The sequence below is a fragment of the Stutzerimonas stutzeri genome (assembly GCF_024448715.1).
In the GTDB taxonomy this organism is placed as follows: domain Bacteria; phylum Pseudomonadota; class Gammaproteobacteria; order Pseudomonadales; family Pseudomonadaceae; genus Stutzerimonas; species Stutzerimonas stutzeri_AR.
Window position 1 is genome coordinate 715,020 of record NZ_JAMOHZ010000001.1, and the last position, 17,983, is coordinate 733,002.

Here is a 17,983-nt window from a genome sequence, read left to right on the forward strand (position 1 = left end):
CGGCTTAAGCACGGAGCGGAAAATGAAGCAGTTTGGAATCAGTTGTTTGCGGTGGACACGAGATCAACTAGGGCCGCTGTTGATAGCGCTTCTGACCATTGCATTGACGACTGACGTCTTTGATGGGGCGACTAGAGCTGTTACCGACTCAGCTGTCAGCTTCACGGTGTGGTTTACAGAGCCGATCCCAACTACTAGATGGCACATATTCGCCGTTGCTCTGGTAGCTGCGTCAAGTTTCACACTAGTAATCCATAAGCTCAGAACCATCCATCAGCGACTGGCATCGCTGCAGTCCGAAAATGAAAGGTTGGCGGGATACCTTCTGAAAGCGGAGACAAAGGTCGCAGAACAAGTAATTCCCATGGCAAAAACCTCAGCATCATCTTCCGCTATCCGATCCACTGCCCGGCGCCTTCCTCTCGGCGACGAGCTAACTTCCTTAGACAGAGCCCTTCTGGACCTCCTAGGAGAAGCCCACCGAAAGAGAAAACGCCTAACGGCGCGAAATATCGCTGGCGCTGAAGACATTGACCTGTTGAAAGTAGAGCACAGCCTTACTCGGCTCGTTGACCGCCGACTTGCTATCAAACAGTTGACTTCCGTGGGCTATAGCTTTGGCATAAGCACTAGCGGAATCGCACTGCTTGTGGAGCAACAAGATGGGGAAAATTGACTCGTCGCCTCGGCCAGTACCTGAGGGGTGCCGAAACAGAACTACCGTTTCGCTGGACGAGAACCAGCGAGCCGAATTGAAGAGAAAGGTCTCTAGGGACGCTCCGTTCGCCGACCGGCTCAGCACGATTCTCGCAGTTAAGTTGGCGTTCCTAGAACCGTATCGATCCGAGTCACTCCATGTTCTCGATGAGCTGCTTTACATGGAGGGTCTGTCTAGACCTACGCAAACGAAAGACGCTACACCCTTTCGGCGCCCACCTTTGGTGGGTTTCTGGCATAAGCATTACTTCTCGGCGCGCCATATGCCGACGAACATGATGGTTCGCTGGGGTATGGAGCAGCGAGGAAAGCAGCGCGACAATGGCATCGGAAACAAGGATCTGGATAGCTTGATGCAAGACTATCTCAATCGGTACGAAGGCCAACTTGGAGAGGTTTGGCTTGGCGAGTTCATTCAGCAGATCTGCGTCGGCGCTTTCGAGGATCGCGCCGAGAGTCGACGCCTGACCGGCGATTGGATTGTGTTCGCCTTGCATGAAGGGCAGCGCTATTACCTGGACGTTGTGCCCCACTCCGCCAGCCAAGACAGCGAAGGGCTATTCACTCACCTGAAGCAGAACACGGGTATCGAGTTCCCCTTCCTCTTCGCTTAGATACTGAACCCCCTCAGCCTGTAACCTCCAACCCATGCCGCCGACACTGGCGGCATGAAGACACAACACGTCCCCACTTCTGCCATCGCCGCCTGCTCCTTCGAGATTCGCTCGGAGGGTGCCGCCATCCAGCTGTTCCCAGCCGGCACCTTCAAAGCGCGTGACGGTCGGCCGAGCGACGTAAAAGACGGCCATTGGCTGATCGACACCGATATCGCAGCCCGTCTATTAGCCAAGATGGCCACGCGCCTGACTGACGTGGTCATCGACTACGAACACCAAACTCTCAACAGCGCCGAGAACGGGAAAGAAGCACCCGCGGCTGGCTGGATCAAGGGTGTATCCCTGGAGTGGCGCGAAGGCGAAGGCCTGTTCGCCTCACCGGTCGACTGGACCGAACGTGGCGGCAATTACATCAAGGCGAAGGAATACCGCTATCTGAGCCCGGTATTTGCCTATGACAAGCGGACCGGCGCGGTACTCGATCTGCTGCACGTCGGCCTCACCAATTATCCCGCTATCGACAACCTGCACCCGCTGCAGGCGATGGCGGCTGCGCGTTTCCAACTGGCCGACCCGGCCGCCACATCCGCAAAGGAGAACCAAAGTGTGAATAAAGAAGCGCTGATTGCACTGCTGGGTCTGTCCACAGACGCCAGCGAAGAAGACATCCAGACCGCCCTGACGGCCCTCAAGGCCGACGCTGGCAAGGTTGACCAACTGCAGACCGCCTTGGCCGCAGCCAAGACCGAAGGCAAGCCGGACCCCGCCAAGTTCGTGCCCGTTGACGTCGTCGAGTCGCTCAAGCAGGACATCGCCGCGCTGAAAAGCATTCACGTCGACGGCGAAGTCGGTGAGCTGGTGAAAGCCGGCCTGGCCGATGGCCGCCTGCTGCCGGTTCAGGAGAAGTGGGCGCGCGACCTCGGCAAGAAAGACGTCGCTGCGCTCAAGACCTACCTGGAGCAAACCCCGGCGATCGCCGCGCTCAAGGGCCAGCAGACCCATCGCCACCAGCCCGAAGTCCCGACCACTGTCGATCAGCTCGATACCGAAGCCCTGGCCGTGTGCAAGGCCATGGGCGTCGAGCCGGCGGATTACCTCGCCACCCTGAAAGCCTAAGGAGGCTCCATGACCGCGCTCACCCGCGACCGTAATACCCCGATGAAGCACGCCGGGATTATCGGTGTGCCGGCAGCCGCCGGCGCCGTGATTCATGCCGGCGCCATTGTTGTGGCCAACGCCACCGGCTACGGCGCGCCTGGCAGCACCGCCACCACCCTGACTTACCTCGGCCGCGCGGAAGAGTCGGTGGACAACACTGACGGCGCCGCTGGTGCCGCCACCGTCCTGGTGCGCCGCCTCAGTGCCTTCAAGTGGGGCAACGACGGCTCCATCACCCAGGCCCATCTGGGCAAAACCGCCTACATCGTCGATGACCAGACACTCGCTGCCACCGACGGCACCGGTACCCGTTCCGCAGCTGGGCGCATCGTCGGCGTCGAGCCCGACGGCGTCTGGATCGAATAAGGAGATATCCGAACATGCTCATCAATAAAGCAGCCCTCGCCGCCGTGTTCCTGGCGTTGAAGACAACCTTCAACAAAGCCTTCGCAGCGGCACCCAGCACCTGGCAGAAGATCGCCATGGAGGTTCCGTCCAACAGCGGGCAGAACGATTACACCTGGCTGAGCAACTTTCCGAAGATGCGCCGTTGGATCGGCGCCAAGGTCGCCAAGGCGCTGGAAGCCTACAAGTACGTGGTGGTCAACGAAGACTTCGAGGCCACCGTCGAGGTCGACCGCAACCACATCGAGGACGATCAGCTCGGCATCTACCAACCGCAGGCGCAGATGGCCGGCTACTCGGCGGCCCAGTTGCCGGATGAGCTCGTGTACGAGGCAGTCAACGGCGGCTTCGCCAAGCTCTGCTACGACGGCCAATACTTCTTCGACACCGATCACCCGATGGGCGGGGCCTCGGTAAGCAACAAGATCACAGCGGTGCTTTCCAACGCCACCCTGACAGCGGCCAAGGCCGGCTACGGCACGGCCCGCACAGGCATGAAGAAGTTCAAGGATGAGGAAGGCCGGTCCTTGAATATCACGCCCAACGTGCTGCTGGTCGGCCCTGCGCTGGAAGACACAGCCCGCATGTTGTTGACCAACGACAAGCTGGCTGACGACACCCCCAACCCCTACAAGGGCACCGCCGAACTGGTGGTAGATGGGCGGATCGAGTCGGATACCGCTTGGTTCCTGCTCGACACCAGCAAGCCGGTCAAGCCGTTCGTGTACCAGCCGCGTAAGAAGCCGGTATTCGTCTCGCAGACCAACCCCGAAGCCGAAGACGTGTTCAACCTGAAGAAGTACAAGTTCGGCGCAGAAGCACGCGCTGCAGCTGGCTACGGCTTCTGGCAGCTCGCCTTCGGCTCCACCGGCACCGGCGCATAAGGGAGGGTTCTGAAATGGCTAGAGCACCTGCCAAGCGCACGACCAAGCCGGCAACAAAGCCAACCCCGGCAAAGATTGTGGTGGTTAGCGGCGCCGAGCCCGAGCTGCTGGACGGTATCTTCGTCCGCAGCCTGCCGCCGACCTTCCGCCGCGCCGGTTTCACCTTCACCCGTGAAGGCATCGGCCTGCTCCTGGAGAACCTGACTCAGGCTCAACTGGACGCGATCGAGGCCGAGCCAATGCTCAGCGTAACTCAGGCTCAGTTCCCGGCTACCGCCGAGGCTGACGCCAAGCTCGCCGAGTTGGCAACGGCTCAGGCCGCAACCGAACCCACGGAACCTGCTGCTCCGACTGCCGACGATGCCAAAGCCAATGCAAATTCGGCTGATGCCACCGGCGGCACTCAGGGTGACCAGGACAACACGGAAGGTAACGCCTGATGTACGCCAGCGCCTCCCAGTTTCTGAAGCGCTACAGCGCCGAAGAGATCGCCCAGCGTGCCGACGCCAGCATCCCGCCGATGGTTTATGGCGAGCTGCTGACCAAAGCCGCTGCCGGTGATGACCTGTCTGCCTATTCCCCCGAAGAGCAAACGGCCGCCGGGCAGGCGCTGGCCAGGGTCGATCGCGCCCTGCAGGACTCCGAACAGACCATCAACACCTACCTGGGCGGGCGCTACCAGCTCCCGCTCACCAGCGCGCCGGAGGTGCTCGAACGCATCGCCGGCCAGCTAGCCCGCTATTTCCTCTACGACGATGCGGCGACCGAGCAAATCACCACCCTCTACAAGGACTCCATCAAGTTCCTGGAGAGCGTGGCCACCGGCAAGGTGCAGCTCGGCCCGACCGACAGCGGCGCGATCGCGCAGCCCTCGGCCGGCGCGGAGATGGTCAGCGCCGGCCTGGTATTCGCCCGTGACAACAGCCGAGGCTTCATCTGATGGCCGTCAGCATTCGCATCGCCCACAACCTGCCGCAGGTGCAGCGGTTGTTTCAGCAGATCCGCCGCGTCGGCGGTGACCCGACGCCGCTCCTGCAGGACATCGCCTTTCTCGGTGAGAGCACCACCCGTGCCCGCTTTCGCAGCCAGACCGCCCCCGATGGTCAGCGCTGGAAGCCGAGCCTGCGTGCACAGCTGAACGGCGGCAAGACCCTGACCAAGGATGGCCACCTGGGCGACTCTGTTGGTAGCTACGTCAACCAGAAGTCGGCCGTCTGGGGCGTCAACCGGATCTACGCCGCCATTCACCAGTTCGGCGGCACGATCAAAGCCAAGGGCTCGGGCGGGCTGCGTTTCGCCATTCCCGGCATCGGCTGGCGCACCGCTAAACAGGTCGAGATACCTGCGCGGCCATACCTCGGCCTTTCCGGTGATGACCGTCAGGACATCCTCGACCTGGTGAGCAATCACCTCAGCGATCTGGTGCGCCGTGGCGCGCCCGGAGGTGCCTGATGCTTGGCGATCTGGAGACCCAACTGGTCGCACTGCTCAAGGGCAGCGAGCTCGGCCTGCGCCTAAAGGTCGTCGACAGCCTGCCGGATACGCCTGACCGCGACCTGGTCCAGCGGTGGGGGCTCGACGCCCCGGCGGCCTACGTCGTCGCCGCTGACGGCACCCTGAGTCAGGCCATTGCCACACCGCAATTTGTCGTGGTCCTGGTCGCCCGCAACGCCCGTGGCCACCAGTCCGCCCGGCGCGGCGACGGCAAGACCATCGGCCTGTACGAGATGCTTGATGCGGCCATTGCCGAGCTGCACGGCGGCGAGACCATCGACGCCAGCTGGCAGGTCACTCGCTACCAGTTTCTGCATGACAGCCAGTTCCGCGACCAGGGCTTGCAGATCGCCCTGCTGCAGATCCAGGCCGACACCGACCCGCCGCAGAAAGACGCGACGAACCTCGGCGAGTTCCAGGAGTTTCACGCTGACTTTGACATCGAGCCCCTGGCCACGCCGGAAGATCGCGAGCGCTGGCTTAACGAAGATCACGCCGCCCCGGCGCCGGATCTGCAATCGCACATCAACCCGCAGGAGGGGATATGAGCAAACCCGTTTATCTGGTGCCGGCCGAGGGCCTCAAGGTCCGCCATCCACTCGGTGGCCACCTCAAGCCCGAAGGCGACCACGTGGTGCTGGACAGCTACTGGCGTCGCCGTATTGCGGACGAATCCGTAACCGAGGGCAAACCGCCCAAAGCCACCAAGCCTGCGGCAGCCAAGGAGTAACCCATGGCCGAGAATGTCAGCTTTAACGAGATCCCGGACAACATCCGCGTACCGGGCATCTATATCGAGATCGACCCCAGCAAGGCCGCTGGCGGCGGCGCGATCATGGAGCGCCGTCTGCTCCTGGTCGGCCAACGCCTGGTCAACGGTGACGTGCCGGCGCTGACCGCCACTCGCCTCGGCAGCCAAGCCGGTGATCAGGCCGCGAAGGCATTCGGGCAGGGCTCGATGCTCCACGGCATGGCCGCAGCAGCGCGCAATGCCGATGACTACGTCGACATCTGGGCGATCGCCTTGGATGACGATGCAGCCGGCGCTGCCGCCACCGGGACCGTCACCTTTACCGGCACACCGACCCTCACCGGCATCCTTGCGCTGTATATCGGGGGCGCCCAGGTGCGCATCGCCGTGGTTGCGGGAGAGTCCGTCGCGACCCTGGCAACCCGCTTGGCCGACACCGTCAACGCCAACGGCGACCTGCCGGTAACCGCCTCGGCCGCGCTGGGAGTGGTGACGCTTACCTGCCGCTGGAAGGGCGAAACCGGCAACGATCTGGACGTGCGCGCCAACTACTACGGCGAGCAGACCCCGGCCGGCATCACGGTGGCCATCGCCGCCATGTCGGGCGGTGCAGCCAACCCGAGCATCGTCTCGGTGATCGATGCCATCGCCGGCACCCAGTACTACAGCATCGTCTGCCCCTACCTGGACGGCCCCAACCTGGTCGCCCTAGAAGAGGAAATGACCGATCGTTTCGGCCCCATGGAGCCGCTCACCGGGCACGTGTTCAACGCCAAGGTGGGCAACCATGCCGCGCTCACCACCTGGGGCAACAGCCGCAACTCGCCGCACATCAGCACGTTTGGCATGTACGACATGCCCACGCCGCCGTGGGCCGTCGCGGCTGTCTGGGCGACAGTTGCCGAATCATCCGGTGCCAATGACCCTGCGCGGCCATTCCGCAGCCTGCCGCTGCCGGGTTTGCTGCCGCCGCCGGAGAAAAGCCGCTTCACCCGGCCGGAACGCAACCTGGCGCTGTTCGACGGCATCAGCACCTTCACGGTCGACCAGGGCGGCCAGGTGCTCATCGAGACCATAATCACCAACTACCAGAGCAACAGCTTCGGCCTGCCAGACATCAGCCTGCTGCGCCTGGAAACCAAGTGGACCGTCGACCTGGTGCGCTTCCGCTTCAACGCGGCCGTGGCCCGTGACTACCCGCGCCACAAGCTGGGTGACGTCGCAGTGCCAGGCCAGGCCTACGCAACCCCCACCACCGTGCGCGCCACTCTCATTGCCGAGGCGATCAAGCTCGCCACGGAGGATGGCCTGATCGAGGACGTCGCAGGCTTCAAGCGCGACCTGCTGATCAAGCGCTCCACCCAGAACCCCAACCGTATGAACGCCGTGCTGCCGCCGAACCTGGTCAACCAGTTCGACATCTTCGCAGCCGCCGTCCAGTACCGCCTGTAAGGAGGCCCTATGAAGCATCACGGCCGCGCCACCATTAGCTACAACGGCAAGCGCCTGCGCACCAAGGAAGGCGCCACCCTCAATCTGGGCGGCACCGGGCGCACCGCCGAGCCGCTCGACGACGGTTCGGTGGGTTACTTCGAAGCCACCACCGCGCCCGAGCTCAGCTGCGCCGTTCCGCTCACGCAAGATCTGGCCGTGCAGGAATTGCGCGACCTGGTCGACGCCAACGTGGTGTTCGAGAGCGACACCGGGCAGTCGTGGGTCATCCGCGAGGCCTTCACCACCAACACCATCAGCGTTGGCCGCGACGTGGCCATCACCATCAGCGGCCAGCCGGCCGAGCAGCTGTAAGGAGCATTCATGCAACAGATCACTACCACCGGCACGCTGCCTCACGGCTTGGACATCACCGGCGTGCGTTACACCGGCTTTGTCATGCGCGAAGCCCTGTTGGGCGACATGATCGAAGCCGAGGTCGAGTCCGGCGGTGCCGGCAACCAAATCCACTACGCAGCACAGCTGGCCGTGCGTCAGCTGGTGAAGGTCACCGATGAGAGCGGCCGCGAGTTTGCGGGGCCATTCGTGGTTTCGATGATCCGCAAGCGTGCCGACTTCGTTGCCCTGCGCACCGCCCAGCTGGCTCTAGATAAGTTGGGAAACGCCGAGCCGATCGCCTCCGCCAGCACTGGGACGCCGTCCAGCTGATTGCCCTGCGCCATGGCTGGTCTCGCGACCAGATCAATGCGCTTCCACCCCGTGAGTTCTTCCACTACCTCGGCAACCTGACGAAGAAAAAATGAGCACAACCGACCTCAACCTGGCCATGCGCATCAGCGCCGATGTCAGTCGCCTCATGGGCGGCCTGAACAAAGGCGAAGGTGGCCTGCGCAAGTTCGGCGGTGCAGCCAAGCGCGAGATGCAGATGCTTGGTCAGTTCGCTGGCTCGGTTGAAGGTAAGTTGGCTCAGTTGGGCATCGGCGTCTCAGCGATCGCCGCTGGCATGCAGTCGGCACGGCTGGATAAAGACCTTAAGCAACTGCAACTCACCGCCGGGGCTACTGCAGACGAAGCCGGGCGCCTGCGTAAAGAGCTGCTCGGTGCGCAGACTGCCACCGGCCAGGGCGCAGACGAACTCAAGGGCGGCGTAGATGCGTTGATCGCGGGTGGCCTGAGCATGGCTGAGGCCACCGCTACAGTCGCTCCAATGTCCGAAACCCTGGCAGTGGCAAAGACCAACGCCGATGCGCTGGCCAAAGCGATGGGCGTGGCCGGTAAGCAGTTCGATATCGACCTGAGCAACACCGAAGAAGCCCGGCTGCTGCTGGACAAAATGGTGGTCGCCGGCCGCGCTGGCAACGCCGAGTTGGAGAACCTGCCAGATATCTTCGCCAGGATCGGCAGCAATGCCAAATCGTCCAATCTCAGCCTGGACCAGACACTTGCTCTGGTCGAGACGCTATCGCTGGTCGAGCCCAACGCCGAACGCTTGGCCACCCTGACCGATAGCACCTTGCGTGTGTTCACCAACGCCAACTACATGAAGTCGGCGTCCAAGGCGACTGGCGTCAAGTTTTTCGATGCTGAGGGCACCCGCCGCGATGCGTTGGAAGTGATCGGAGAGATCAAGGCCAAGTACGACAAGCTCGGCACCGATGCGCAGCGCTTCAAGTTCATCGACGCCGCATTCGGCAAGACCGATCTGGACACCCAGCGGGGCCTCAAAACCCTGCTCGATGGCGCCTCCCTGGGCAAACTCGGGGACGTATACGGCGACATCTCATCCGCAAGCGGGACCATAGCTCGCGACCTGCCGGAGGCGATCGGCAACGCGGTAGACCAGACCGGCCGCCTCAAGGGTGCCTTGCGCGAAGCGGCTGATGGCTTCGCCGCGCCAATCAACGGAGCGGTTAGCGAAGCCATCAAGTTCGGTCTCGACAGCAAGCAAAACGGCGGCTTGGGCCTCGACGGCACCGACATCATGGTTGGCGGTGCTCTGGGCGCGGCCGGCCTATTTGGAGCGGCCCGCTACGGCGGCAAGGCCATCCAGGGGCTGGCCGGCAAGTTCGGTAGCACCGCTGCAGGCGTAGCGGCGGGCAAGGCTTTGGAGGAAGCGGCCGGTGTGCAGCCCGTGTTCGTCGTGAACATGCCCGATGCACTTGGCGGCAAGCTTGGCACAGCGGAGAAGGTAGCCGAGACCGCAGGCGATCTGGTTGGCCCGAAAACCTTCAGCAAACTGAAAACCACAATGGCGCTGCTGGGCGGCGCGCCGCTATCAGCCCTTCCATCCTTCGGGGCCGGTGCCATGGCCACAGCCGGCGCCGCTGTTGCAGGCGCGGGCGCGGCCGGCTACGGCGTCGGCACATTGCTCAACGATTACCTGATTGACGGCACCGCATTGGGCGATGCGATCGGCGAAGCGGTTGCGCACGCCATCTCCCCATTCAGCGAAAGCGCCCGAAGCGCGATCGCTGCGAATAAGGCCACGTCCGAACTCACCATCCGCATTGAGGGCGACCAGAAAGCCAGGGTCACCCAGCTCAAACCGCAAGATGATCTGGAAATGCGCGTGCTCACCGGCCGTACCGGAGCGGGCATCTGATGGCCTGGCGCGATGACTACCGGCCGGGCGCCTTCCGTGGCGTGCCGTTCCACCTGAAGAACAGCACCCGTACCGGCGGTCGCCGTACCGTGCTGGACGAATACCCGCTGCGCGACGTGCCTAGCACTCAGGACATGGGCCGTAAGGCGCGCCAGTTCAACCTGTCCATGACGGTCATCGGTCCGGACTACATGGCCCAGCGCGACCAGTTGATCGAGGCGCTAGAAGCCTGGGGCCCCGGCACGCTCATCCACCCCTTCTACGGCGAACTGGATGTCATCGTCTTGGGCGATTACAGCGTCGAGGAAAGCACCGAACAGGGCGGCCTGGCCCGCATCACCCAGAACTTTGCCGAGGCCGGTGAGGCACCGCGCCCGGATAGCCAGGCGCTACCAGGTGCCGCAGTCAACGCCGCGGCTGACCAGGTGCAAGCGGAAGCCGTCGCCGAGTTCGAGGCCGAATGGAGCGTACTCGGTACGGCCGGCTTCATTGCAGACGAAGCGCTCACCATGCTGGGCGAAGCCAGTGGCGCGATAGGCGAAGCGTTCGAATACGCGCAAGGCATTGCTGGGCCCGCGATCGGAACCATTCAGGGTGCAACCAGTACCGTAGCCAATGCCGGGGGCCTGCTCAGCGGCGCCGGCTCGTTCAACCTGCTGTTCACTCGGCTAACCGGCAGCGTCCAGCAGCTCATGCTCGCGCCAGGCAACCTCGGGCTCAGCCTGCTCGGCGTGGTGCGCGGCATCACCAGTGGCTCGAATCCCTTCGCTGCGTTCCAGGCGCAGACGGCACTCTTCAACCTCGGCAGCAAAGCCAAGCCGGTGCGCAGCAGTGGCTACGTCACCCCGGCCCGCGCACAGCAGGCCACTAACCAGGCTGCGGTCTATCGCCTGATTGAGCGTGTCGCAGTGACCGAAGCCACGCGCCTGGCCACCAGTCGTCCATTGGATAGCCAAGGGCAGGTTGTGCCCGGCCTGACCTATGAAAACCGTGATCAGGCGGTGGGCGTACGCGACCAGGTTGTCGCCGAGCTCGATCGCCAGCAACTCGCGGCCAGCCCGGAGCGCTATGCCGCCCTCGCAAAGCTCACGGCCGCGCTGGTCAGCGACATGAATCAGCGTTCCGTTGCTCTGGCACCGCTGGCTCGCTACCAGCCAAAGACCACCATGCCGGCACTGCTCATCGCCCACCAGCTCTACGGCGACGCCCGCCGCGCCGATGAAATAGTGGCTCGCAACCGCATCGCGCACCCCGGCTTCATCCAGGGTGGCCAGTCGCTGGAGGTGCTGAAGGATGCCTGAAGTCCTACTCAACGTCGGCAACCAGGAATGGGGTGGCTGGAAAAGCTACCGCATCGCCCTGGGCATGCAGCAGCTCGCTGGCCGTTTCGATTTGCAGTTGACCGAACGCTGGGCGGGCCAAGCCCAGCGCCGCGAGATACCGGAAGGCGCCCCCTGCAGCTTGCACTACGACGGCGAGCTGCTGATCACCGGCTACATCGATCGCGTCAGTCCCACCTACAACTCGCAAGAACACAGCGTCAGCGTCAGCGGCCGGGACAAGACCTGCGACCTGGTCGACTGCTCAGCACCGTCCACGCAATGGATCGGTCGCGGCCTGGCCGATGTCGCCCGCGAGCTTTGCGCGCCCTTTGGCATAACCGTCATTGATCAGGTCGGTGCCAACGCACCGTTCAAGAGCCTCAAGCCCAACGACGGCGAGACCGTTTTCGAGATGCTCGACCAGGCCGCGCGGATCCGTGGCGTGCTGCTCATCACCGACGGTCGCGGCAATCTGATCATCAGCCGCGCCGGCCAGGCCCGTACGTATGACGCCCTGGTGCTGGGCAAGAACATCCAGCAGGGCTCAGGCAACCGGGACCTGGTCGACGTGTTCAGCCAGTACACCCTCAAGGGCCAGGTCCAGGGTGACGACTGGCTGTCCGGCGAGCAGGCCAGCGGCGTGGTGGCGCGCGCGTCGGATTCGCGCATGAAGCGTCATCGCCCCCTCACCCTCATCGCCGAAGGTCCCCTCGACGCAGCAGGCGCACGCCAGCAAGTCACCTGGGAGCGGAACGTGCGTTGGGGTCGTTCCCAGTCGCTCACGTACAGCCTGACCAGCTGCCGGCAGTCCAATGGCCATATCTGGCGGCACAACAGCCTGACCACCGTGCACGACGCCTACCAGTACCTGCAGGGCGCCGAGCGGCTCATCACCGACATCACTTACAGCCTCGACGACCAGGGCGAGCGCACCGAACTCACCCTCATGCCGCGCGAGGCATTCGACGTGCTGCAGCAACCGGAACCGGAGGTCACCGATGCGTGGTATTGACCGCATGCTGAGCCCGCTCCGTCGTGGCCTGGCGCATATCGTCAGCCGCGCTGTCGTCACCCTGGTGAGCGACGCCGCACGCATGCAAACCCTACAGCTGAGCCTGCTCGCCGATGAGCAGCTCGACGGAGCCGAACACTGGCAGCCCTATGGCTTCACCTACAAGCCGCACACCGGCGCCGAAGCTTTGGTGGTAGCAGTCGGTGGCCATCGCGCGCACAGCGTCGTCATCGCCTGCGCCGATCGCCGCTATCGCATCACCGACCTCGAGGACGGCGAGGTGGCCATCTACACCGATGAGGGCGACCGGATCCACCTCAAGCGCGGCCGCGTCATCGATGTGGAAACCGGCACGCTGAACATCAAGGCCACCAGCGCCGTGAACTTCGATACGCCTGTTATCACCCAGACCGGCCGCATCGAGTCTGTAGGCGACCAGATCGCGGCCGGCATCACCCAGACCAAGCATCGGCACGCGCTACCAGGTGGTGGCATATCGGAGGTGCCGCAATGACCGATATTGCCCTGCGCTGGAACGGCCGCGAAGCCGACATCGCCATCGAGAACGGTGACCTGGTGCTAGATAGCAGCCTGCAGACGCCCGTCGTCATCAGCCTGTTCTCCGATCGTCGGGCCCGTGCCGATGACGCGTTGCCGGGAGATTCGCGCGACCTGCGGGGCTGGCCGGGTGATGCCTGGCCGGACGTTGCGGGCGACCAGATCGGCTCTCGCCTATGGCTGCTCAGCCGCGAAAAGGAAATCACCGAAACCCTGCGCCGCGCCCGTGAGTACGGCAAGGAAGGCGTTCGCTGGACGCTGGAAGACGGCATCGCTGCACGTGCCGAGGTCACCGCCTCAGTCCCTAAACGCGGCTGGCTGCGCCTAGACGTCGCCATCCTGCGGCGCGACGGACGCACCGAGAATCACCAATACGACACCCTGTGGGAGAACCTGTAATGCCGTTCCCAATCCCCACGCTTGAGCAGACCCGGCAGCAGATCGGCAGCGACATCGAGGCCCACCTGCCAGGCACCGAGGCCAGAACCCGCCGCAGCACGCTCGGCGTCCTGGCGTTCGCCGAGGCCGGTGCGGTGCAGGGCTTGCACGCCCACATCGAGCACCGCTGGCGCAACATGCTGCCGGACGAACAGGCCGACGCCGAGGGCGTCGAGCGCTGGGCCCGTCGATACAAGCTCTGGTACCGCGATCCGATCGGCGCGGCCGGGCAGGTACAAATTGCCGGCGCGATCGGCGCCACCGTGCTGGCCGGCACCACCCTGCAGCACAGTCAAGACCTCATCTACACGGTTCGCGAGACGGTAACGCTGACCGCTTCGAGCGGGCTGATGACTGTCGATGCGCAGACGCTTGGTGCGGCTGGCAACCTCCCGGCCGGCACCCGCTTGACGTTCCTCAGTCCTGTGACGGGCATCCAGGCCGCCGCCACGGTGACTGAAGACCGGCTCACCGGCGGCACCGATCTGGAAACGCTCGACGGGTTGCGCAGCCGCGTTCATCGCCGCATGGCTGAGCCGCCTCAGGGTGGCAGCCTTACCGATTACGAAACCTGGGCGCTTGAATCCCACCCAGCCATTACCCGTGTCTGGGCGACCGAGCACGAGCAAGGCAGCGGCAGCGTGGTCGTCCGCATCGTCTGCGACAACCAGGACGATCCAATACCAAGCGCGGCGGTGCTGGAAGCGTGCGCGGCGTACATTGCCGTGCGCCGACCGGCCGGGCGCCGCTCAGTCTATGTCCTGCCGCCGGTTGCCGTTGCTCAGCAATATCAGATCCGTGCTGTGCCAAACACCGTGCAAGTCAAGGCCGCGATCGAGGCCGAGCTGCGTGACCTGCACCGCCGCGAGGCAGAGCCAGGCGGCTTGCTGCTACTGAGCCACATCCGCGAGGCGGTCAGCATCGCCACAGGCGAGCGCGACAACAGCGTGCTGTCACCTTCTGCTGATGTGCAGCTCACAACCGGCCAGATGGCCACCTTCGGTGGCATCACATGGGCGTGACGGGCGACGACTACGGCCGGCTGCTGAGCCAGCTGCTACCGCCCGGCGCCGCCTGGTCGCAGGATCCGGATAGCACCCTGCAGGCGTTGCTGCGCGGCTTGGGTCAGCCGCTCGCTCGCGCCCATCGTCGTGCTGATGATCTTTACCGTGAAGCGGATCCAGCCGAGGCGTTCGAGACGCTGACCCGCTGGGAAGCGGCGCTCGGCTTGCCTGATGACTGCAGCGCGCAGGGCTCGCTCACGGTTCAGGAGCGGGTCAACGCCGTCGTTACGAAAGTTATCGGCCTGGGTGGCCAGAGCCGCGCCTACTTCCTCGCTCTGGCCGAGGCCATGGGCTACCCCACTGCCACGATCACCGAATACCACGCCCGCCGCCACGGCCGCGCCCATATGGGCGAGGCATACGGCGGCGAGGATTGGGAAGACGTCTGGCGGCTCAACCTGCCGGAAACCTTGATCATTGAGCGTCGGCATGGGCGCTCAGCCATGGGCGAGCCCTACCAGGCATGGGGCAACAACCAGCTCGAATGCGTCATGCAAAAGCGCAAGCCGGGCGGCTCAATCGTTATTTTCAGCTACGGAGACAACTAATGGATTACCCGATATCAGAGCCCGGCGTGGCTTTGCTCAACGGCAAGTTCACCGACGGCAATCCGCTGCTCGGCATACCCGCTTCGCGGGATCCGGCCAAGTGGGCCAATGACGTCACTGATGAGATCCTCGGCGTCATCGCCGAAGGCGGTCTGCAACCGGACGAGGCAAACCCGGCCCAGTTGCGCGACGCGGTGAAAGCCATCGTTAACAAGGTCGCGCCAGTGGCAAGCGAGGACGAAGCCTTGGAGCTGCTGGAAGAGGATGCGGACAACACCAAGAGAATGACTCCGCTACGGGTGCTTCAGGCGATTAAGGCGCGCATGGTGGCGGCATCCCAGACGGTGGCGGGCATGTTGCGCGTCGGAACGCAGGCCGAAGTGAATGCCGGCGTCCTGGATAACGTAGCGGTGACCCCCAAAAAGCTGCGCTGGGGTTTTACGATAAGCCTCGGCGCGAATGGCGCGATTTTCTTCCCGATATGGCTTGGCGGCCTTGTGCTTATGTGGGGCTCAGCGACGGTAAATACTGGCTCTGGCCAGCTCGTTACTTTTCCCACGGCTTTTCCAAACGACTGCCTGTTCGCCACGCCGGGCATGGTGAACTCGCCGGGCGGCCAGGTCGAATATGTTCAGATTGTGGGCCGATCGGCCACCGGCCTCACCGGCGTCACCTATACGGATGTTGGCGGCCGGGTGCCTGGCTTGCTGACGTTCGACTACTTCGCCTTGGGCTATTGAGGATTGACCATGCAGCGCTACTACAGCCAATCGACTGGAACCACATACATTGAAGGGCGGCATTCCGTGATGCCTGCCGATGCAGTGCCGATGACTGAGGCCCGCTATCAGGAAGTCATCGCCAATCCTGCCCCCGGTAAGATTCGCAGTCACGACGCCGAGGGCTTGCCGATCCTGATTGAGCGGCCGCCTATCGTCCCAACCCCCGAACAAACCGAAGCCGATCTGACAGCGGTGCTGAATCGGCATTTGGATTTGGTGGCAGGACAGCGCCGCTACGACAGCCGCTTTACCTGCTCGCTTCGTGCCGGCTTCCCTGGTCCGTTCCAAGAGGAAGGCAAGGTGTTCGCCGCTTGGATGGATGCTTGCAACATGACCGGTTATCAGTTGATGGCGGAGGTGAAGGCAGGGCGGGCTCCGGTGCCAAGCGAGGCCGATCTGATTGCCGCTATGCCCGTTATCGCGTGGCCTCCTTCACCGATCCCAACTGGCGCCGCTTTCAACAACGAAGAGGCGTAGCCATGGCAACGGTCCGCGTTCTATTTACCCGCCGTCACCACATCGGGAGCCAGGCCATTCGGCTTGGCACCTGGTCTGCCTGGTCGCATGTGGATCTAGTCGATGATCGCGGCGCTGTGCCCATGCTGATCGGTGCTGTCGCGCCGGCAGGCGTCGTCGTAGTGCCGATGGCCGAACGACTCTCCTTTGCCAGCCGTGCGGTCCTTGTCGAGTTCACCGTGCCCGATCGCGACGCCGTACTTGATGCCGCGCTGAGCCAGGTCGGCAAGCCATACGACTGGCTAGGAGTCGCCGGCATAGCGTTACGCGGAAGGGATTGGCAGGAAGACGATTGCTGGTTCTGCAGCGAACTGGTTGCCTGGGCGTTCAGCGAAGCCGGTTATCCGCTGTTCCGTTCTGACGTACAGGGCCGCATTGTGCCGCAGCACCTATGGATGCTCGCCAACCCTTACCAACGACCAGAGCGGCCGCTTGAACTGCTATCGCTTTTTCGCCAGGCCGGTCACTCGACCATCTGAAAGTCCTGGCGTGATCGAGGATCTGGCGTGCAGCCTTTCACATTTCCACACCTAAGCGGCGGGTGCTCAGGGATAAAAATCAGATTCTCTTGTTCCAGCCGGAACGCCAGAGCCTGAAGCGTCACGTCATTAAGGGGCGCGATCCCCTCCTCAAATCGCTGAATCGCGCTTAAGGAAACACCTGATCGTTGGGCTAGCTCGTCCTGCTCCCACCCGAGCATCGCCCGCGCCTGCCGGCAGTGCTCGGCGGTGATGTAATAGGTGAACAGCGGTGGAATCGTAATTAAATCGCTCATGGGGCTCCGGCTACTGAAGGAACTCAGACTCGGCAAATACTGATCATCCATACAGTATTTGGCAAGTGTTCATTAAGGCCAGTCCCATGCAAAGCTCACCCATCATCCCTTGGCTAGGCGGTAAGCGCCGTCTCGCTGACCGCCTGCTCGCCCTGTTCCCGCCCCACGAATGCTATGTCGAAGTGTTCGCTGGCGGTGCAGCTCTGTACTTCCTCCGCCCCATGCCCGCCAAAACCGAAGTGCTTAACGACGTCAACGGCGAGCTGATCAACCTCTACCGGGTCGTACAGAACCACCTCGAAGAGTTTGTTCGTCAGTTCAAGTGGGCACTCAGCAGCAGGCAGCTCTTCAAGTGGCTCCAGGACACCCGCCCGGAAACCCTCACCGACATCCAGCGCGCCGCCCGCTTCTTCTACCTACAGCAGCACGCCTTCGGCGGCCGCGTCGACGGCCAGAGCTTCGGCACCGCAACAACCGGCCCGGCAATCAACCTCTGCCGCATCGAAGAGAACCTGTCAGCCGCCTACCTGCGCCTGGCCGGCACCTACGTCGAGAACCTGACCTGGCTCGACTGCGCCGAGCGATACGACCGGCCGCACACATTCTTCTACATGGACCCACCGTACTGGCAGACCGAAGGCTACGGCGTCGACTTCCCGTTCGAGAACTATCAACGAATGGCCGACTTTATGCGCCGCTGCAAGGGCAAGGTGATGGTCAGCATCAACGACCATCCCGACATCCGTGAGGCGTTCGCCGGCTTCCAGATCGAGCAGACCAGTCTCAAGTACAGCGTGGCGAACCAACGCCAGGGAGGACAGGCAGCCAGCTCAGAGCTGGTGATCATGAACTGGAATCCAGAGGTGATGGGCGGGTTATTCTAAGCTC

General features: G+C 63.3%; 24 protein-coding genes. 23 read left to right on the forward strand and 1 reads right to left on the reverse strand.

Annotated features, from left to right (window positions below; genetic code table 11):
- Positions 1-980 precede the first annotated feature (980 nt).
- The 22 genes from NAV33_RS03200 (at position 981) to NAV33_RS03305 (ending at position 16,799) form a co-directional block, all read left to right on the forward strand.
- A complete protein-coding gene (locus NAV33_RS03200) occupies positions 981-1,331 on the forward strand; it encodes a hypothetical protein (RefSeq protein WP_255976842.1) in 351 nt (116 codons plus the stop codon).
- A gap of 54 nt (positions 1,332-1,385) precedes the next feature.
- Positions 1,386-2,450: a phage protease gene (locus tag NAV33_RS03205; RefSeq protein WP_255976844.1), complete on the forward strand. Its 1,065-nt coding sequence runs from the start codon at positions 1,386-1,388 to the stop codon at positions 2,448-2,450.
- Positions 2,451-2,459: 9 nt separating this feature from the next.
- Positions 2,460-2,858: a hypothetical protein gene (locus NAV33_RS03210; protein WP_255976846.1), complete on the forward strand. Its 399-nt coding sequence runs from the start codon at positions 2,460-2,462 to the stop codon at positions 2,856-2,858.
- A 14-nt stretch (positions 2,859-2,872) separates the two neighbouring features.
- Positions 2,873-3,781, forward strand: a complete 909-nt coding sequence (locus tag NAV33_RS03215) for a Mu-like prophage major head subunit gpT family protein (RefSeq protein WP_255976848.1) — start codon at positions 2,873-2,875, stop codon at positions 3,779-3,781.
- Positions 3,782-3,795: 14 nt separating this feature from the next.
- Positions 3,796-4,221 (forward strand): HI1506-related protein, encoded by a 426-nt coding sequence (locus NAV33_RS03220; RefSeq protein ID WP_255976850.1) that lies wholly within the window; start codon positions 3,796-3,798, stop codon positions 4,219-4,221.
- Entirely contained in the window at positions 4,221-4,721 is a 501-nt protein-coding gene (locus NAV33_RS03225) for a gp436 family protein (protein ID WP_255976853.1), read from the forward strand. The genes NAV33_RS03220 and NAV33_RS03225 overlap by 1 nt, the downstream gene beginning before the upstream one ends.
- Entirely contained in the window at positions 4,721-5,233 is a 513-nt protein-coding gene (locus NAV33_RS03230; RefSeq protein WP_255976856.1) for a phage virion morphogenesis protein, read from the forward strand. Before NAV33_RS03225 ends, NAV33_RS03230 begins: the two co-directional genes overlap by 1 nt.
- Positions 5,233-5,823 (forward strand): phage protein Gp37, encoded by a 591-nt coding sequence (locus NAV33_RS03235; RefSeq protein WP_255976859.1) that lies wholly within the window; start codon positions 5,233-5,235, stop codon positions 5,821-5,823. The genes NAV33_RS03230 and NAV33_RS03235 overlap by 1 nt, the downstream gene beginning before the upstream one ends.
- Positions 5,820-6,005, forward strand: a complete 186-nt coding sequence (locus NAV33_RS03240; protein WP_255976862.1) for a DUF2635 domain-containing protein — start codon at positions 5,820-5,822, stop codon at positions 6,003-6,005. Before NAV33_RS03235 ends, NAV33_RS03240 begins: the two co-directional genes overlap by 4 nt.
- A 3-nt stretch (positions 6,006-6,008) precedes the next feature.
- Positions 6,009-7,478 carry a phage tail sheath subtilisin-like domain-containing protein gene (locus tag NAV33_RS03245; RefSeq protein ID WP_255976864.1) on the forward strand — a complete coding sequence of 490 codons (1,470 nt, stop codon included), beginning with the start codon at positions 6,009-6,011 and terminating at the stop codon, positions 7,476-7,478.
- 9 nt (positions 7,479-7,487) lie between these two features.
- Complete coding sequence (locus tag NAV33_RS03250) at positions 7,488-7,832, forward strand: phage tail tube protein (protein WP_255976867.1); 345 nt, start codon at positions 7,488-7,490, stop codon at positions 7,830-7,832.
- Positions 7,833-7,841: 9 nt separating this feature from the next.
- Complete coding sequence (locus tag NAV33_RS03255; protein ID WP_255976869.1) at positions 7,842-8,186, forward strand: hypothetical protein; 345 nt, start codon at positions 7,842-7,844, stop codon at positions 8,184-8,186.
- A 91-nt stretch (positions 8,187-8,277) separates the two neighbouring features.
- Positions 8,278-10,080, forward strand: coding sequence for a phage tail tape measure protein (locus NAV33_RS03260; protein ID WP_255976871.1), 1,803 nt, complete (start codon positions 8,278-8,280; stop codon positions 10,078-10,080).
- Positions 10,080-11,381, forward strand: coding sequence for a DNA circularization protein (locus tag NAV33_RS03265; RefSeq protein WP_255976873.1), 1,302 nt, complete (start codon positions 10,080-10,082; stop codon positions 11,379-11,381). Before NAV33_RS03260 ends, NAV33_RS03265 begins: the two co-directional genes overlap by 1 nt.
- The gene (locus NAV33_RS03270; protein ID WP_255976875.1) at positions 11,374-12,414 is read left to right on the forward strand and encodes a phage baseplate assembly protein; all 1,041 of its coding nucleotides are present in this window, start codon (positions 11,374-11,376) and stop codon (positions 12,412-12,414) included. Before NAV33_RS03265 ends, NAV33_RS03270 begins: the two co-directional genes overlap by 8 nt.
- Complete coding sequence (locus tag NAV33_RS03275; protein WP_255976877.1) at positions 12,401-12,928, forward strand: phage baseplate assembly protein V; 528 nt, start codon at positions 12,401-12,403, stop codon at positions 12,926-12,928. Before NAV33_RS03270 ends, NAV33_RS03275 begins: the two co-directional genes overlap by 14 nt.
- The gene (locus NAV33_RS03280) at positions 12,925-13,371 is read left to right on the forward strand and encodes a phage GP46 family protein (protein ID WP_255976879.1); all 447 of its coding nucleotides are present in this window, start codon (positions 12,925-12,927) and stop codon (positions 13,369-13,371) included. Before NAV33_RS03275 ends, NAV33_RS03280 begins: the two co-directional genes overlap by 4 nt.
- Positions 13,371-14,432 carry a baseplate J/gp47 family protein gene (locus tag NAV33_RS03285; RefSeq protein ID WP_255976881.1) on the forward strand — a complete coding sequence of 354 codons (1,062 nt, stop codon included), beginning with the start codon at positions 13,371-13,373 and terminating at the stop codon, positions 14,430-14,432. Before NAV33_RS03280 ends, NAV33_RS03285 begins: the two co-directional genes overlap by 1 nt.
- A complete protein-coding gene (locus NAV33_RS03290) occupies positions 14,423-15,022 on the forward strand; it encodes a YmfQ family protein (protein WP_255976883.1) in 600 nt (199 codons plus the stop codon). The genes NAV33_RS03285 and NAV33_RS03290 overlap by 10 nt, the downstream gene beginning before the upstream one ends.
- Complete coding sequence (locus tag NAV33_RS03295) at positions 15,022-15,762, forward strand: gp53-like domain-containing protein (RefSeq protein ID WP_255976885.1); 741 nt, start codon at positions 15,022-15,024, stop codon at positions 15,760-15,762. The genes NAV33_RS03290 and NAV33_RS03295 overlap by 1 nt, the downstream gene beginning before the upstream one ends.
- 9 nt (positions 15,763-15,771) lie before the next feature.
- The gene (locus NAV33_RS03300; RefSeq protein ID WP_255976887.1) at positions 15,772-16,281 is read left to right on the forward strand and encodes a hypothetical protein; all 510 of its coding nucleotides are present in this window, start codon (positions 15,772-15,774) and stop codon (positions 16,279-16,281) included.
- A gap of 2 nt (positions 16,282-16,283) precedes the next feature.
- Positions 16,284-16,799 carry a hypothetical protein gene (locus NAV33_RS03305; protein ID WP_255976889.1) on the forward strand — a complete coding sequence of 172 codons (516 nt, stop codon included), beginning with the start codon at positions 16,284-16,286 and terminating at the stop codon, positions 16,797-16,799.
- Here NAV33_RS03305 and NAV33_RS03310 read toward each other — a convergent pair.
- On the reverse strand, positions 16,784-17,095 hold the full coding sequence (locus tag NAV33_RS03310) for a helix-turn-helix domain-containing protein (RefSeq protein WP_255976891.1): 312 nt from the start codon (positions 17,093-17,095) through the stop codon (positions 16,784-16,786). The genes NAV33_RS03305 and NAV33_RS03310 overlap by 16 nt on opposite strands.
- Positions 17,096-17,181: 86 nt before the next feature.
- Here NAV33_RS03310 and NAV33_RS03315 point away from each other — a divergent pair, with 86 nt between their 5' ends.
- Positions 17,182-17,979 carry a DNA adenine methylase gene (locus NAV33_RS03315; protein ID WP_255976893.1) on the forward strand — a complete coding sequence of 266 codons (798 nt, stop codon included), beginning with the start codon at positions 17,182-17,184 and terminating at the stop codon, positions 17,977-17,979.
- The last annotated feature ends 4 nt before the right edge of the window (positions 17,980-17,983 follow it).

Coding starts and splice junctions, on each gene's coding strand:
- NAV33_RS03200 (WP_255976842.1), top strand. CDS start 981: ATGCCGACGAACATGATGGTTCGCTGGGGTATGGAGCAGCGAGGAAAG.
- NAV33_RS03205 (WP_255976844.1), top strand. CDS start 1,386: ATGAAGACACAACACGTCCCCACTTCTGCCATCGCCGCCTGCTCCTTC.
- NAV33_RS03210 (WP_255976846.1), top strand. CDS start 2,460: ATGACCGCGCTCACCCGCGACCGTAATACCCCGATGAAGCACGCCGGG.
- NAV33_RS03215 (WP_255976848.1), top strand. CDS start 2,873: ATGCTCATCAATAAAGCAGCCCTCGCCGCCGTGTTCCTGGCGTTGAAG.
- NAV33_RS03220 (WP_255976850.1), top strand. CDS start 3,796: ATGGCTAGAGCACCTGCCAAGCGCACGACCAAGCCGGCAACAAAGCCA.
- NAV33_RS03225 (WP_255976853.1), top strand. CDS start 4,221: ATGTACGCCAGCGCCTCCCAGTTTCTGAAGCGCTACAGCGCCGAAGAG.
- NAV33_RS03230 (WP_255976856.1), top strand. CDS start 4,721: ATGGCCGTCAGCATTCGCATCGCCCACAACCTGCCGCAGGTGCAGCGG.
- NAV33_RS03235 (WP_255976859.1), top strand. CDS start 5,233: ATGCTTGGCGATCTGGAGACCCAACTGGTCGCACTGCTCAAGGGCAGC.
- NAV33_RS03240 (WP_255976862.1), top strand. CDS start 5,820: ATGAGCAAACCCGTTTATCTGGTGCCGGCCGAGGGCCTCAAGGTCCGC.
- NAV33_RS03245 (WP_255976864.1), top strand. CDS start 6,009: ATGGCCGAGAATGTCAGCTTTAACGAGATCCCGGACAACATCCGCGTA.
- NAV33_RS03250 (WP_255976867.1), top strand. CDS start 7,488: ATGAAGCATCACGGCCGCGCCACCATTAGCTACAACGGCAAGCGCCTG.
- NAV33_RS03255 (WP_255976869.1), top strand. CDS start 7,842: ATGCAACAGATCACTACCACCGGCACGCTGCCTCACGGCTTGGACATC.
- NAV33_RS03260 (WP_255976871.1), top strand. CDS start 8,278: ATGAGCACAACCGACCTCAACCTGGCCATGCGCATCAGCGCCGATGTC.
- NAV33_RS03265 (WP_255976873.1), top strand. CDS start 10,080: ATGGCCTGGCGCGATGACTACCGGCCGGGCGCCTTCCGTGGCGTGCCG.
- NAV33_RS03270 (WP_255976875.1), top strand. CDS start 11,374: ATGCCTGAAGTCCTACTCAACGTCGGCAACCAGGAATGGGGTGGCTGG.
- NAV33_RS03275 (WP_255976877.1), top strand. CDS start 12,401: ATGCGTGGTATTGACCGCATGCTGAGCCCGCTCCGTCGTGGCCTGGCG.
- NAV33_RS03280 (WP_255976879.1), top strand. CDS start 12,925: ATGACCGATATTGCCCTGCGCTGGAACGGCCGCGAAGCCGACATCGCC.
- NAV33_RS03285 (WP_255976881.1), top strand. CDS start 13,371: ATGCCGTTCCCAATCCCCACGCTTGAGCAGACCCGGCAGCAGATCGGC.
- NAV33_RS03290 (WP_255976883.1), top strand. CDS start 14,423: ATGGGCGTGACGGGCGACGACTACGGCCGGCTGCTGAGCCAGCTGCTA.
- NAV33_RS03295 (WP_255976885.1), top strand. CDS start 15,022: ATGGATTACCCGATATCAGAGCCCGGCGTGGCTTTGCTCAACGGCAAG.
- NAV33_RS03300 (WP_255976887.1), top strand. CDS start 15,772: ATGCAGCGCTACTACAGCCAATCGACTGGAACCACATACATTGAAGGG.
- NAV33_RS03305 (WP_255976889.1), top strand. CDS start 16,284: ATGGCAACGGTCCGCGTTCTATTTACCCGCCGTCACCACATCGGGAGC.
- NAV33_RS03310 (WP_255976891.1), bottom strand. CDS start 17,095: ATGAGCGATTTAATTACGATTCCACCGCTGTTCACCTATTACATCACC.
- NAV33_RS03315 (WP_255976893.1), top strand. CDS start 17,182: ATGCAAAGCTCACCCATCATCCCTTGGCTAGGCGGTAAGCGCCGTCTC.